Origin of the sequence: Bacillus cereus group sp. MYBK227-1 (assembly GCF_051916325.1) — a bacterium.
In the GTDB taxonomy this organism is placed as follows: domain Bacteria; phylum Bacillota; class Bacilli; order Bacillales; family Bacillaceae_G; genus Bacillus_A; species Bacillus_A cereus.
This window is the reverse complement of sequence record NZ_JBQAGK010000012.1, coordinates 1-14,562: the sequence shown is the minus strand read 5'-3', so window position 1 is coordinate 14,562 and position 14,562 is coordinate 1. Positions and strand designations below refer to the sequence as shown.

The window sequence follows — 14,562 nt, the reverse complement described above, 5'->3', positions numbered from 1 at the left end:
AATGCCATGGTTTGATATAGGACAAAAAACCACCAAGCGTTCCGCTCGGTGGTTTTGTATTAGGATTCTAATTTTTTCGCACGTTTTAATAATAAAAGAAAGACAATGATAACGAACCCTAGCATAAGGAAGAAGCCATATTGCTTTATATAATCAATTATGTCATTCGCACTGGTTGGTTTTTCAACGTGAATGCCGTCTTTATTCGTCGTAATATGAATATCTTTCATTTTTACTTCATTCTTTTCCTTTTGTAAATCAATCCATTCTATATTTGGAATACTTTCTAGATCCTTTAACACTTCTTTTAATGGTTTCGCACCTAAGTAAGGATGATAGAATGCACCAATAACTCCATCGGATAATTTAGAAACAGATAGAGCACGCTCTTTCATTTTAGCAGTAGTTTGTGGCGTATCTTCTTCAATAAATCCGACTGTTTCAGGCAATAGTTTCATTCCATGTAAAAATGATGGAGTACTTGTATAATATGGTGAGTGCATGGATTTCCAAGTTGTATCATTTAACTGTAGTTGTCCTACATAAGTTGAAAAGTACCTTGATAATATTTCATATCCTTTTTGAGACATCGTGTAATGAGGTGCTTCAAAGGCAACAGGATATAGTTTAGCATCTACAAGTTCTTGAATTCCTTTTTCGATATGATCTTTCGTATATTTTTCCTCGAATTCTTCCCCTTTTTTTACATATTGGTTATATGCCTCTATATTTGGAAAGTCATCTTTTGTCTTCGGTTTTTCATGCTTCGGTTGGCGAATTGGTTGATCTGTTTTTACATCCCAAAATTCAAAGCCTTCACCTGTTTCACTGTCATAAAATTGGTGAGTATAACCATGCATAATAATTGCTGCACCATCATCTTGCATAGAGCGTAAAAGATCAACTAGTTCTGGTTTATCTTTTAAATGTATTATCTTTCCTGTATCTGGATCTTTATATACTGGAATAACAGTAATCATGTAAGGCATCTTTTTCTCTTTTAGTAATTCAGCAATTTCTTTCAATTGATTTATATCTGCTGCGGGGTGAACATCCTCAAGGCGTAAATAAGCTTCAACTTTATTTTTCGTTGGTTTTTGGCTGAAATAAGAAAATAACATTTCACCGACGTAATGAGACATCCAGTCAAAGAGGTTAGGTGTTGCAACATAATAAGATGTTTCATGCTGAACGATTAGTGGGTTAGTGTTATTTGAGCTTAAGGCGTTAGCAAGCACAGTTCCATTCGTATCAAATGATTGAATTAATCGTTCCTCCTCTAAGGTATTTTTTAGCTTCTTGTCTGGATATTCAATTTTATTAACTCGTATATCATCACTATTCAAAGTAATGAAAGAAAAACGCTTAGATAATTGTTCAACATTTTGTCCTAATACTAATACAGGGCCGGAGAAGTTTTCTAGAAATTGTTTCGTTTCATCAGAAAACGCTTCTTTTGTTTCACCGATATAAACAATATGTGTATAGGAGGATACGTTATTAATTGAAGTTGCTTCTTTTAAGTTTTTTACGGTTATATCATTTGTAAAATGTCCTAATTGAGTATTAAGGATTTGGACATTATTTGAAAATTTATCGTCTTGTGTACTATACAAAACAAGTACTTTTGGTTTTGATGATGTTTGTGCAGAGGTGTAGGTAGGGATGAGTAGTAAAATGCTGAACAAGAGTGTTAGGCATTTTTTCATTTTGTATGCTCCTATTCTATATATAGAGTTCAGTTTACAATTATATACAATAAATGCGTTATAGTCTATGAAAGTTACATTTTTGTACGTATTTACCAGCTGTTTTTTCACAAAATCGGTCTAAAGCATGATGATAATATGTATAGTTATTTGCTATGATAAAAGAGTAATAGAATGTAGGTAATTGTAAAGGGAAGGCTGAAAGGGGACAAATTTCAGCGGAGAAAGAGGTAGAGGTAGTGAAGAAATTCTTTGTAGGATTTTTAGTTGTTCTTGGAGTATATTTATATTTCCAAGGAAAGTCTGAAGGAATGGATAAGCTAGTGAATGGAACAAGCTATGTTGATTCAGAAGAAGCAAAACAGATGAAACAAATCATTATAGAGGAAGCGAAGAAAGTAAATCTTCCAGAATGGATACCTCTTGCAATTGCCGAGCATGAAAGTCGATTAAATCCAAGAAGTGTTGGAGATAATGGAACTTCATTCGGATTGTTTCAACTACACCGCGGCGGCGGGCTTGCACCAGAGCATTTAACTGATGATGAGCTGAAAGATCCACGTACAAATGCGCAAATTGCAATGCCGCATTTAATGAAAGGATATAAGCGTGGGGTGCAAAAAGGTTTGACTGATTTTGCATTACTGAAATATATAGCGAATACATCTGGATGGCCAGGGAATTTAGGGCCAGAGTGGACGGATAATAACATGAAGTATAACATCGGATTAGAAGATGTGTACTATCGAAATAAAGGTGTAATTAAAGAGTAGGTTTTCTATACCTACTCTGTTTTTTTATGAATAATTTCATCCTTTTCTTTCGTGAAATACTGCGTGAGTTGTATTTTCACCTCTTCTAGTTTTGTAGAAACTTGCGGTATTTTATATCCTACATACAATGGTGAAACGACAAATCTAGGTACAACTTTACAAATGATTTTTCCATTTAAGTAATAGAAGAATAAGTTATAACTACTGCATCCTTTATGGAAATCTGTCAGTATGTAACGTACAGTTTGCTGAATGTAATTTGCCATTTCATCTATATATGAAATGTTATCAATGATTATATTGAATTCAGTGAAGCCAATAATGGGACGCTCTGAAATATTAAGCTCAATGCATTCATTTTTTTGAACAATTAACCCTTGGAAATTTTCTTCTTCAATATTTTCAAGATAATCTACATATTTCATTCCGATAATTTGCATGTGTGCATGATGCAAACTTCCACCTGAAAATGGACCGTGATTTTTATATAAAATCACAGATGCGAACTCCTTGTTCTTCTGTAAGTGTAACCAATGTTGAATAGAAAATTGCATTAATTTTCTCATATGTTCTTCTGTATATGTTGCGATATGATCTTCGCAATTATCGGTTTCGATTAACACTGTTTGAAATGTATCTTGTAATGTAGGAAATTTATTTTTTAACCAAATAATAGAACCATCAGTTGCTAAAATATCCGTTAATTGTTCTTTATCGCAAAATGGACATGCAGCGCTTCTATTCCGAATACTTTCTGGTTTTTGTTTACCGATATCGTTTAAAAAATATAGTTGTTGTGTATCCATTTGTATATATGCCCCTTTAAAATATGTGTAAAAATCCCGCTTAATACATTCGGGAAAAGGAGAAGGAAATCCTCTAAAGGAATAGGGGAAAAATAAAAGACAAGATATCCTCATTACGATAGGGTACCTTGTCTTTTATTTTTTCTCTAATAGTGTGTATGGATAATATAGAACATTTTCATTATTTTTCTTTTTTCTCTTTTTTATTGTGTATAAGGTAATTGCTGTGCTTGCAATTATAATAATGGCTTTCTTCATATTCATATACCCCTTTTTATTGTTGGTTTAATTCTTGGCTAACTGCTTTTGCATCGACTAAAGCGTGTAAAATCATTTTCACCATGTTCATCATATTTCTTCACTCCTTTTTATAGTTCATTTAGTTCTTTTACAACTGCTTGTCCGTTCACTAATACCTCAAAGATTGCTTTTACGATTTCTTTCATCATGTTTGTTTCCTCCTTTTGTTTGTCTCGCTTGTTTACATCTTTATTGTATAGGGAGGCATCTTTTCGTACTAGCGCTTTCCATTACGTGAACATAACAGTTTTGTAAGATTTGATGTCACTTATTGAAATGTTTAGTCTATCTTCATTATTTTCAGAAAAATGACTATTCAAACATGAAATTGGAAAGTATAATAAAGAAGTAAGTATTAAATTCCGTACGAAAGGGGTGAATGAGATGAAACGTTCTTTAGCTGCGCGTGCCAAATTTTTAGATTTTATTTATTTTTGTCGTGCGATTTTTCATGATGTAGTTGTTAACGGGATACGTATGCCCTTTTTTAACAATTGCATAGTGACTATTGAACGATAGAAATCTCTTCACCCATTTTTAATAAACGTGTGAAAAGGGAGCTATTTGGCTTCCTTTTTCTATGCCGAAAACCATGGGGAATGTTTCTTTCTCATGGTTTTTTATATTGAAAGGAGTACGGAAAATGACTATTTGTAGTGTAAATAATGTAATGAAATCTTTTGGTGGAAACATCATATTTGAAAATATATCGCTTGAAATAAAGAATGGTGAACGTGTTGGGTTAGTTGGTCGTAACGGTAGTGGGAAGACAACAATCTTTGGACTTCTAACGGGAAAGGAGAGTTTGGATGCAGGAGCCATCCATATGAAGAAAGGTACACGTATTGGTCATGTCGCACAAATTCCGAAGTTTGATGAGGTTATGACTGTATATGATGTATTGAGTTCTGCTTTTAAAGTAGAAAAGGAATTAGAAAAAGAAATGCATGCTTTAGAAAAAAATATGGCGGTGGAACAGGAACAATCTGCTTTGGAAAAGCTAATGGAGAGGTACGGAGTCATTCAAGAAAAATTTGCATTTCTCGGTGGTTATGAAATCGAGGCAAATATAATGAAGGTAGCAAATGGCTTACAAGTGACAGACTTATTTTCAAGAGTATTTACGGAATTAAGTGGAGGAGAACAGACGAAAGTAAGCCTTGCATATATGCTATTGCAGAAACCAGATTTACTTCTATTAGATGAACCAACAAATCATTTAGATTTATTTGCAGTTGAATGGTTAGAGCAATTTTTAAAAGAATACACTGGAACAGTTATAGTTATTTCACATGATCGCTATTTCCTTGATGAAGTTGTAACGAAAATTTTTGATTTGGAAGATGGAGAGATTCACGTGTACCATACGAATTATTCTCAGTTCGTTGAGGAGAAGGAAGAAAGATTACTTCAAGAGTTTCAAGCTTATCAGGAGCAACAAAAGAAAATAAAGAAAATGAAAGAAGCAATTAAGCGTCTACGTGAATGGGCAAATCAAGCGAACCCTCCGAATGAAGGATTGCATAAAAGAGCGAGAAATATGGAACGTGCGTTAGAACGTATAGAGAAATTAAAGAGGCCAATTTTAGAACGAAAACAGATGGGTCTTCAGTTTGAAGGGCAAGAGAGAAGCGGGAAAGATGTTGTTGTAATGAAAGAAGTGAGTAAAGGTTTTGCTGGACGACCTTTATTTGAACAAGCGAATTTACATGTTCGTTTTCAAGAGCGTGCGGCTATCGTTGGTCGTAATGGTACAGGAAAGACTACATTATTAAAACTACTATTAGAAGAAATAAATCCAGACGTTGGTGAAATTCGAATTGGTAGTAGTGTCAAAATTGGTTATTTATCACAGCATACGTATGGAAATGTGAAGAGTAATGTATTGGAAGCGTTTAGAGAGTATGTAGCTGTAACAGAAGGAGAAGCAAGACATATATTGGCTAAGTTTTTATTTTATGGTCCAGCAGTATTTAAGAAAGTAACGCAACTGAGCGGTGGAGAAAAAATGAGGTTAAGACTTGCGCAACTTATGTATCAAGACATCAATTTTCTAATTTTAGATGAGCCGACAAACCATCTTGATATTGAATCAAGGGAAGTTTTAGAGGAAGCCCTTGAGCAATATAATGGAACAATCCTAGCTGTTTCACATGATCGTTATTTTTTAAATAAGTTATTTGAAAAGACGTACTGGATTGATGAATGTAAATTATTTGAGTTTGCAGGAAACTATGCATGGGCTCGTCAAAAATGGGAAGAAAAGCTTGAGAAGCAAGTAATAAAGCAAAAACGCCAAGGGAGAAAGAGTGTTGAAATGGTTCCAGTAAAAGAGAAAAAAGCTAGGAATCTTGAAGAGATTGAAAATGAGTTAATGCATGTAGAAGAAGATATATATGCAATAGAATGTGAAATGGAACATGTAGCTGATGTTGAAAGACTTGAAAAATTATATGAGGAAAAAACGATGAAAGAGTTGTTACGAGCGAAGTTATATAGTGAGTTAGAGAATATTGTGGAGTAAAGAGTAGAAAGCCACTTCCTTTCAGTTTTGTTGGAGGAAGTGGCTTTTTCATAATGATATTTTGCTTTAAAGATTAAATGAAACGATGTGTTTCACGTGAAACAGTAACTTAGATAAATCCGTGTTCCTCAATTTGCATAGCTTGTGAAGCGTATGAAATGATAAGGTGAAAAATAAATGTCATTAGTGGCTTTTCAATAGGAGTAATCACAAAAACAAAGGCTAATTATTTCCCGAGAGATAAAGTGAGGGCTTTTACGGGCAGCCCGACCCCGACCTAACTTCTTTTGCTTTCGCTGAATTTTGAGGTGGGGTTCTTACTGCCCGGCAAATAGCGGGATAAATATGTATAAAAGAGACTAGTGAATGAAAACGAAAAGAGAGCAAAGTTACAGCTTTACGCGCTGAACCCTGCTCTCTTTTTGCGTGGCATCTTCTCTCGTTGAAATTATAATAGCGATCCCGAGCATGATAAAAAAAGCTAAAAAGAGGACGAACTTTGGGAAGAACGGGAATAGTAATAGCGCTCCGACTATCATAATTGTTAATAATACGTAGTGCAGGACGTATTGGAATAGGTTGTCCATATTTTCGCCCCCTTTTTGGTAATTGGTTATTAGTATTCTATGTTTCATGTTGAAGGAATAGAAGTAGATTTTTAAGTTTTTTAAGTTTTTTAATACGAATTATAGCTGAGTTTTCTTAAAGTATAAATGTAGAGTGATAATTTTGGAAAAATTCTCAAAATATTTATTTAGAAAGAATTGACAAAACATAATGAACGATATAAGCTAATAACCATAAAGTCTACCGGAAAGGTCGGAATAAGATTGTTACCCCTCAAAAACGTCTATTTTTTTACGATTAAAACCGACTTTTCCGATTGGCTATAAATGTTGCTGTGGGAGGCATACATAAGGTAATTCGTTCAGAGGGTATAATCATAAAAAGTTAGGGTGGGGACAATGAAGAAAAAGACAAAAAAATGGGCTGGTGTATTTTCGGTATTAATGAGTAGTTCGCTTGTGTTGTCTGCTTGTGGGGGACAGGAGGACGCGGCTTCTACAGAGCCGGTTAAACAGCAGGATTTAAAAAATGTGAAAATTGAAAAGATCGCTGCGACAGATAAAACGAAAGTGCCAGACAAAGCGAAGAATAGAAAAGATACGTTAGTAGTTGGTATTAGTAAGCCAGGCGGCGTATTTTTGCCATACTTCCAACAAAATGGTTGGGATGGAAACGTAACTTCAGTTATTTTTGCATCTCTCGTATCAACCGATAAACAAGGGAAACCAATTCCAGAATTAGCTGAGAAGTGGGACGTTTCTTCTGATCAGTTAACATATACATTCCATTTACGTAAAGATTTGAAATTTAGTGATGGATCGCCATTAACGGCGGATGATGTAGCTTTCACATTGACGCTTTTACATGATAAGGCATATGAAGGTGAAGTAGATATCTCTCAATATGCGGTTAAAGGTGGTAAAGAATATAAGGAAGGAAAAGCAACTTCAATTGAAGGTATTCAAGTTGTTGATCCACAAACAATTAAAATTACAACTGAAAAAGTGAATTCACAAGCTATATTTGTTTTAGGAGGTACAGTACTATCAAAAGCTTATTATGGAAAAGATTATAAGCAAAATACAAGCTTAGATTACTTAAAAGATTTATATGGAAAGCCATTAGCTGCGGGTCCATATAAATTTGAAAAGTATATTCCAGGTCAAGAAGTTCGTTTTGTAGCAAACGAAAATTATTATGCGGGTAAACCAAAAATTCAAAACTTCATTTATAAAATTACTTCTGGTGATACGAAGCTTCAGTTATTCCAAACAGGAGAAGTTGACCATACTGGCTTAGGTACTGGTGATGAGGTTCTTGAACAGGCTAAGGCTTTAGAATTCGCCAATATCCAAATCGAAACAGCACCGTCATTTAGTTATATTTATATGAATAATAATAAGCCTTACTTAAAGGATAAAAAGGTTCGCCAAGCACTTATTTACGGATTAGACCGCAAAAAATATGTTGATACAGCGTTAAAAGGATACGGTACAGTAGCCAATGTACCAATTCATCCAACTTCTTGGGCTTATACGGAAGAAGGAGTTAATAAATACGAATACGATAAAGAAAAAGCGAAAAAATTATTAGATGAAGCAGGGTGGAAAGTTGGTTCGGATGGAATTCGTGAAAAAGATGGTCAAAAATTAAAACTTTCTTATTTCGGTCCAAGTTCGGCTAAAGATAGTGATTTATTAATTCCGATTGCGAAAGAGAATTATAAAGAAATAGGTGTAGAGTTTAATCCTGAATTTATGGACTTTAATACGATGCTTTCTAAGGTAAACAAAGGGGATTATGATTTAGCTTCTGTTTCGACACCGATTACAAGTGATCCGAGTGAAACAGCTGGTGAATATTTGTCTACTGCAAATGAAACTAGTCTTGGTTATAAGAATGCAAAAGTAGATGAGCTAATTCAAAAAGGTATTGAAACTGTAGATATCGAAAAGCGTAAACCTATTTATAAAGAATTGTATAAAGAATTAAGTGATGATCCACCAGTAATTCTATTAAACTACCGTAGAACAATTACTGGTTATAACGGGAATATAAAAGGAATTGATCCTGAAAAGTACAACAGTATTAGTGCAAACTTACCAGTATTATCATTTGAAAAATAACGATAAGAATGTATAAGTAGAAGACATTTTTTCATTCGGTTAGTAATGTGCCGCTTTGAAAAAATGTTCTTCTATTTTAAGCATAAGATTGGAGAGAAAAAGGGTGAAAACATATATTGTTCGTAGGTTGTTACAAATGATTCCTACACTGCTTGGTACATCAATTATTATCTTCGTCCTGTTCGCACTTCTTCCTGGGGATTATATTGATTCAAACCCGAAAATTACACCGGAAAGAGCAGCTGAACTGAGGGAGTTATATGGGTTGAACAAACCAATTGTTGAGCGTTATTTTCATTGGTTAGGTAATGCATTGCAAGGGGACTTTGGCTTCTCACTTCAATATCAAGAGCCTGTAACGTCATTATTAAATAAATTTATTTGGAATTCCTTTAGTGTAGCAATTATTGCATTGTTTTTTATTTGGCTAATTGCACTTATTATCGGTGTATTCTCGGCGACGAAGCAACATTCTTTATTCGATAAACTTGTAACAATCGGTGTTTTTGCAGCAATGTCATTCCCTTCATTCTTTATCGGTTTGTTTTTAATTAAGGTGTTTGCGGTTGACTTTAAGTTATTACCGATAGGTGGAATGATTGATGTTGGCAGTAATTCAACAGGATTTGCTTACGTGATAGAAGTTGCAAAACATATGATTTTACCAGTATTTATTTTGACACTTCTTGGGGTCGGCTCGCTAACTCGTTATTTTAGAACAAGTATGTTAGAGGTTGTAAGACAAGATTACATACGAACAGCAAGAGCGAAAGGTTTGAAGGAGAAGACGGTTATTTATAAGCATGCATTAAAAAATGCAATTTTACCGGCAATTACGTTATTAGCATTTGAATTACCTGGATTGTTTTCTGGGGCAATTATTATTGAACAAATTTTTAACTGGCCAGGGATTGGTAATATTCAATTAGAAGCATTAAATTTCCGTGACTATACAGTATTGATGGCATTTACGATGTTTCTTTCTTGTTTAACAATCGTTTCAAACTTTTTAGCAGATATCGTATATGCAGTTGTTGATCCAAGAATTCGGTTGAAGTAAGGGGGGAAAGAAATGGAGACTGTTACAGTAATTACAGAAAAAAAAGAAAAAAAGAGAAGAAATGAATCATCACCATGGCGACAAGCTTTTAAAAAGATAAAGAAAAATAAGATGGCACTTGTAGGGTTTTATGCATTAATTTTTATGTTTTTATTTTGTTTTATCGGTCCGTTCTTTTCTCCATATGCATCAGGAAAAATACAAGTTGCGCTCATTAACAAACCACCTAGTTTTTCTCATTGGCTTGGTACAGATCAATTAGGAAGAGATATTTTAACAAGGCTTATGCAAGCGGGACGTATTTCATTAACCATTGGTTTAGCTTCAATGGTTTTATCGGTTATACTTGGAGCTTTATTAGGAGCGATTGCAGGTTTTTATCGTGGTATTGTGGACAATATTATTATGCGACTTGCAGATATTTTAATGTCGATGCCAGGATTACCGTTACTTATTATAATGGGTGCGATTTTATCAGAGTGGAAAGTACCGTCTGATTATCGTTTGTATGTCATTATGATTATTTTAAGTTTAGTAGGTTGGCCAGGGCTTGCACGCCTTGTAAGAGGGCAAATTTTATCACTTAGGGAGCAAGCATTTATGCAAGCTGCGGATGTGTTAGGAATAAAAGATTACCGGAAAATTATATATCACTTAATACCTAATGTTTTACCCATTTTAATTGTCGTATCTACATTAGGTGTTGCAGGTTCTATTTTGGGAGAATCCGCACTAAGTTACTTAGGTCTCGGAGTCGTTCCACCTACACCATCATGGGGGAACATGATTAGCGCAGCTAACTCATTAATCGATTTCCAAAAGCGTCCATGGTTATGGATTCCGCCTGGTTTTGCAATCTTTATAACAGTTGTATCAATTAATTTACTTGGTGATGCACTTCGTGATGCATTAGATCCAAAGATGAGACGGTAGGTGAGGAGATATGAGTAAAGCGGTAATAGAGCTGAAAGATTTACAAACACACTTTCAGACAGAAGAAGGGACAGTAAAAGCTGTGAATCATGTTAGTTTTTCTGTTCGAGAAGGTGAAACTGTTTGTGTTGTAGGTGAATCTGGTTGCGGAAAAAGTGTAACGGCGTTATCTGTTATGGGACTTATTGCTGAATCAGGCAGTGTAGTAGGTGGAGATATTTTATATGAAGGAAAAAGTCTTTTAGGAATGAAAGAGAAAGAGCTTCGTAGTTTACGAGGGAATGATATTGCGATGATTTTCCAAGAACCGATGACATCGCTAAACCCCGTCTTCACTGTAGGAGAGCAAATTGTAGAAACGTTAAGGGAGCATGAATTACTTAGTAAAAATGAAGCATATAAGAAGGCAATTGAGTTAATTCGTAAAGTTGGCATAGCCCGCGCTGATGAAATCGTCCATTCTTATCCGCATGAACTGAGTGGCGGGATGTTACAACGTATTATGATTGCTGTTGCACTTAGTTGTAATCCTAAGTTATTAATTGCGGATGAACCAACAACAGCTCTTGATGTTACTATTCAGGCTCAAATATTGGATCTACTAAGACAAGTGAAAGAAGAATTTAAAACGTCGATTTTATTAATTACACATGACTTAGGTGTCGTAGCGGAAATGGCTGATTATGTTGTCGTTATGTATGGCGGGAAAGTTATTGAAGAAGCCCCAGTACTAGAGATATTCCAAAATCCAAAACATCCTTATACGAAAGGATTATTGAAATCAAAACCAGTAATGGGAAAACGAATAGATAAACTATATTCTATTCCAGGGCAAGTTCCGAATTTAGTTGGTTTAGGTGAGTTTTGCTACTTTAGTGGGCGTTGTGAGCATTGTATGGAAATATGTGGAAAAGAAGCCCCAAATCTAAATGTAAATGATGAAAATCATAAAGTAGCTTGCTGGCTATATGAGGAGCGTGCGGAACAATGATTGAACCATTATTAGAGGTGAAAAATCTAAAGACATATTTTCCAATTAAGGGTGGCGTATTTAGTAGAACAATTGGGCATGTAAAAGCGGTTGATGGAGTAAGTTTTACTATTAATAAAGGTGAAGTGTTTGGTCTCGTTGGCGAATCAGGGAGCGGAAAAACAACAATAGGAAAAACAATTTTACGCCTCGTTCAAAAAACGGAGGGAGAAGTGAAGTTTAAAGGGAAAGATGTTCATTCTTTATCCAAGGATGAATTAAGAAAACATCGCCCTAATATGCAGCTCGTTTTCCAAGATCCATTTAGCTCATTAAATCCGAGAATGAGAATTGGAGAAGCGCTTGGAGAGCCAATGTTGGCCCACGGATTAGCGACGAAAGAAAATGTTCGTGAAAAGGTAATTGAAGTATTGGAGTTATGTGGGTTAGCTCCTTATCATATTGACCGGTATCCCCATGAGTTTTCTGGTGGACAACGTCAGCGTATCGTAATCGCAAGAGCTATGGTATTAAATCCGGAATTTATTGTAGCTGATGAACCTGTGGCGGCACTAGATGTATCTATCCAAGCACAAATTATTAATTTATTTAGTGAGTTACAAGAGAAAAAGGGATTATCTTATTTATTCATTTCGCATGATTTAAGTGTAGTAGAACATTTATGTACGAAAATCGGAATTATGTATTTAGGTACGATTGTGGAGACAGCACCGCGTGATGAGTTATTTACCAATCCGCTACATCCTTATACGAAAGCATTGTTATCAGCTGTTCCAATACCAGATCCAACAGTGAAGCGAGAGCGAATTATACTAGAAGGGGATATTCCAAGTCCAGCAAATCCACCTTCGGGCTGTCGTTTTCATACACGTTGCCCATTTGCGACGGATGTTTGTAAAAAAATAGTACCAGAATTCCATAATGTTGGTGCAGAGCATTTTGTTGCTTGTCATCACGTATAAAAAAGGACTCTTTCAAATTGAAAGAGTCCTTTTTTTATTTAATAGATGAAGTTTGTTTCAATACAAATTGCTCGATTGCGTGAGCAACACCATGTTCATTGTTTGTTAGTGTTACAACATCACATAGCTTTTTTACATCTTCTTCAGCGTTGCCCATTGCAACAGATAAGCCTGCTACTTCTAACATCGGTACATCATTAAAATTATCACCAATAGCAACTGTATCTTCAATAGGGATATTAAAATGAGCTGCCATCTGCTGTATCCCGTTTCCTTTATGTCCATTCTTATCCATAATTTCTAAGTTAGTAGGAGCCGATGCTGTAACCATAATATCAGCATCTTCTTGTAATATACTTAATAGTTGTGCGCGATGCGCTGCATTAAACGTTAAAATGAAGAATTTAGATATTTCTAGTTCTTGGTTATTTACAACATCTTCTATTTTTTTGAAATCAGTAATTAGGTTCGATTTCTTTTGCTTTTCTGTAATTCGTTCAAGTTCCTCTAATGTAACATCAAGCGCATGCTTATTTTCTTCGAATGCTTGCATCACTTGATCTTGCCATGTATATGGAGAATAAACTCCTTTATTCGTATATAGCTTATATGGGAAACCTTCAGATTCTAGTAATTTTGCAAGTTTGTACACTTTGTCGTTTTGTATACAACGCGAGTTAATTACTTTTCCATCCACATAAACAATAGCCCCATTGCTTGCTCCGACTGGAAGAGATAATTTATATTCTTCCAATAGCTTTAAAGCATCCTCTTTCGCACGACCAGAACAGATCATTACAATATGACCAGCTTCTTGTGCAGTTTGGATTGCTTGTAGGTTTTCTTTGGAGATTTCAAGATTAGATGATAGTAGTGTACCATCCATATCTAATGCGATTAATTTCAAAATGACCACCTCTTTGTTTTTATTATACATAGTTATATAGAGGAAACATATAAACTTATCTTGGAAAGACGGTATTTTATCTCATATTAAAAGTAAGTAAAGATTAGATAGGTTTAGTGTCACTAAATAAACGATTTGTAACAAAAATAGAGAGGGATATGACGACATTTCACTTTATGACTGTAATGTTACACGAATGTTACAAACGTGAACTAAGTGAAAAACGCATTAAATAAAGGTTTTTGAGGGTTATTATAAAAAAAGTGTAATAAATTTTACGTAATTATATTGCAACGTAATAATAGTTATGTTACATTAATGTTACAAACGTTACGTTATCAAATTTAATGTAACGTTAACATAAAAACTATGAAATAAACATTTCTTAGAAATTACATATAGATAACTTATAAAAAGGGAGGATAAATGATATGAAAGAGCAAGTATTACAAGTAACAAAAGGTGATTTCGTAGGATCAGCAAGTGGAGCGGTAGTATTAACAGCATTAATCGTATTTCTATCAAGCGTATTAGTATAATAGAAGCTTTGTAACAAAAGAAAAGGAAGGGAGGATAAATGATATGAAAGAGCAAGTATTACAAGTAACAAAAGGTGATTTCATAGGATCAGCAAGTGGAGCGGTAGTATTAACAGCGTTAATCGTATTTCTATCAAGCGTATTAGTATAATAGAAGCTTTGTAACAAAAGAAAAGGAAGGGAGAATGAAAGATATGAAAGAGCAAGTATTACAAGTAACAAAAGGTGACTTCGTAGGATCAGCAAGTGGAGCAGTAGTATTAACAGCGTTAATCGTATTTCTATCAAGCGTATTAGTATAATAGAAGCTTTGTAACAAAAGAAAAGGAAGGGAGAATGAAAGATATGAAAGAGCAAGTATTACA

Annotated in this window: 16 protein-coding genes; 11 read left to right on the top strand and 5 right to left on the bottom strand. The window is 34.6% G+C overall.

The window, feature by feature from the left end:
- Positions 1 to 59 precede the first annotated feature (59 nt).
- Positions 60 to 1,709 carry a DUF2334 domain-containing protein gene (locus tag ACTFRM_RS29120; RefSeq protein ID WP_000710597.1) on the bottom strand — a complete coding sequence of 550 codons (1,650 nt, stop codon included), beginning with the start codon at positions 1,707 to 1,709 and terminating at the stop codon, positions 60 to 62.
- Between the two features lie 239 nt (positions 1,710 to 1,948).
- On the opposite strand from ACTFRM_RS29120, the gene ACTFRM_RS29115 reads away from it, so the two are divergent.
- Complete coding sequence (locus ACTFRM_RS29115) at positions 1,949 to 2,482, top strand: transglycosylase SLT domain-containing protein (protein WP_000713249.1); 534 nt, start codon at positions 1,949 to 1,951, stop codon at positions 2,480 to 2,482.
- Positions 2,483 to 2,493: 11 nt separating this feature from the next.
- Here ACTFRM_RS29115 and ACTFRM_RS29110 read toward each other — a convergent pair whose 3' ends face one another.
- Positions 2,494 to 3,288, bottom strand: coding sequence for a DUF4931 domain-containing protein (locus ACTFRM_RS29110; RefSeq protein WP_000381026.1), 795 nt, complete (start codon positions 3,286 to 3,288; stop codon positions 2,494 to 2,496).
- Positions 3,289 to 3,423: 135 nt separating this feature from the next.
- Positions 3,424 to 3,552, bottom strand: a complete 129-nt coding sequence (locus ACTFRM_RS29105) for a hypothetical protein (RefSeq protein WP_002023099.1) — start codon at positions 3,550 to 3,552, stop codon at positions 3,424 to 3,426.
- A gap of 420 nt (positions 3,553 to 3,972) precedes the next feature.
- Here ACTFRM_RS29105 and ACTFRM_RS29100 point away from each other — a divergent pair, with 420 nt between their 5' ends.
- Complete coding sequence (locus tag ACTFRM_RS29100; protein WP_000830643.1) at positions 3,973 to 4,107, top strand: RAxF-45 family protein; 135 nt, start codon at positions 3,973 to 3,975, stop codon at positions 4,105 to 4,107.
- Positions 4,108 to 4,180: 73 nt separating this feature from the next.
- A complete protein-coding gene (abc-f, locus tag ACTFRM_RS29095) occupies positions 4,181 to 6,112 on the top strand; it encodes a ribosomal protection-like ABC-F family protein (protein ID WP_002025206.1) in 1,932 nt (643 codons plus the stop codon).
- Between the two features lie 389 nt (positions 6,113 to 6,501).
- On the opposite strand, the gene ACTFRM_RS29090 is transcribed toward abc-f, so the two are convergent.
- On the bottom strand, positions 6,502 to 6,699 hold the full coding sequence (locus tag ACTFRM_RS29090) for a hypothetical protein (protein ID WP_000369254.1): 198 nt from the start codon (positions 6,697 to 6,699) through the stop codon (positions 6,502 to 6,504).
- A 378-nt stretch (positions 6,700 to 7,077) separates the two neighbouring features.
- On the opposite strand from ACTFRM_RS29090, the gene ACTFRM_RS29085 reads away from it, so the two are divergent.
- The 5 genes from ACTFRM_RS29085 to ACTFRM_RS29065 all read left to right on the top strand — a co-directional run bounded on the left by ACTFRM_RS29085 (position 7,078) and on the right by ACTFRM_RS29065 (position 12,751).
- Entirely contained in the window at positions 7,078 to 8,805 is a 1,728-nt protein-coding gene (locus ACTFRM_RS29085) for an ABC transporter substrate-binding protein (RefSeq protein ID WP_000730692.1), read from the top strand.
- 103 nt (positions 8,806 to 8,908) lie between these two features.
- Positions 8,909 to 9,865, top strand: coding sequence for an ABC transporter permease (locus ACTFRM_RS29080; protein ID WP_000860748.1), 957 nt, complete (start codon positions 8,909 to 8,911; stop codon positions 9,863 to 9,865).
- Positions 9,866 to 9,877: 12 nt separating this feature from the next.
- Complete coding sequence (gene opp4C / locus ACTFRM_RS29075) at positions 9,878 to 10,798, top strand: oligopeptide ABC transporter permease (protein ID WP_000451077.1); 921 nt, start codon at positions 9,878 to 9,880, stop codon at positions 10,796 to 10,798.
- 10 nt (positions 10,799 to 10,808) lie between these two features.
- The gene (locus ACTFRM_RS29070) at positions 10,809 to 11,789 is read left to right on the top strand and encodes an ABC transporter ATP-binding protein (protein ID WP_173601048.1); all 981 of its coding nucleotides are present in this window, start codon (positions 10,809 to 10,811) and stop codon (positions 11,787 to 11,789) included.
- On the top strand, positions 11,786 to 12,751 hold the full coding sequence (locus ACTFRM_RS29065) for an ABC transporter ATP-binding protein (protein ID WP_000572377.1): 966 nt from the start codon (positions 11,786 to 11,788) through the stop codon (positions 12,749 to 12,751). Before ACTFRM_RS29070 ends, ACTFRM_RS29065 begins: the two co-directional genes overlap by 4 nt.
- Before the next feature lie 34 nt (positions 12,752 to 12,785).
- Here ACTFRM_RS29065 and ACTFRM_RS29060 read toward each other — a convergent pair whose 3' ends face one another.
- On the bottom strand, positions 12,786 to 13,658 hold the full coding sequence (locus ACTFRM_RS29060) for a Cof-type HAD-IIB family hydrolase (protein ID WP_000766420.1): 873 nt from the start codon (positions 13,656 to 13,658) through the stop codon (positions 12,786 to 12,788).
- Positions 13,659 to 14,089: 431 nt separating this feature from the next.
- Between ACTFRM_RS29060 and ACTFRM_RS29055 the strand changes: the two genes are divergently transcribed.
- From ACTFRM_RS29055 to ACTFRM_RS29045, 3 genes are read left to right on the top strand one after another with little or no spacing between them, the layout of a single operon-like run.
- Entirely contained in the window at positions 14,090 to 14,197 is a 108-nt protein-coding gene (locus tag ACTFRM_RS29055; protein WP_000664237.1) for a DUF3948 family protein, read from the top strand.
- A 43-nt stretch (positions 14,198 to 14,240) separates the two neighbouring features.
- Positions 14,241 to 14,348, top strand: coding sequence for a DUF3948 family protein (locus tag ACTFRM_RS29050; RefSeq protein WP_429778124.1), 108 nt, complete (start codon positions 14,241 to 14,243; stop codon positions 14,346 to 14,348).
- 34 nt (positions 14,349 to 14,382) lie between these two features.
- Positions 14,383 to 14,499, top strand: a complete 117-nt coding sequence (locus ACTFRM_RS29045) for a DUF3948 family protein (RefSeq protein WP_000654250.1) — start codon at positions 14,383 to 14,385, stop codon at positions 14,497 to 14,499.
- Positions 14,500 to 14,562 lie beyond the last annotated feature (63 nt).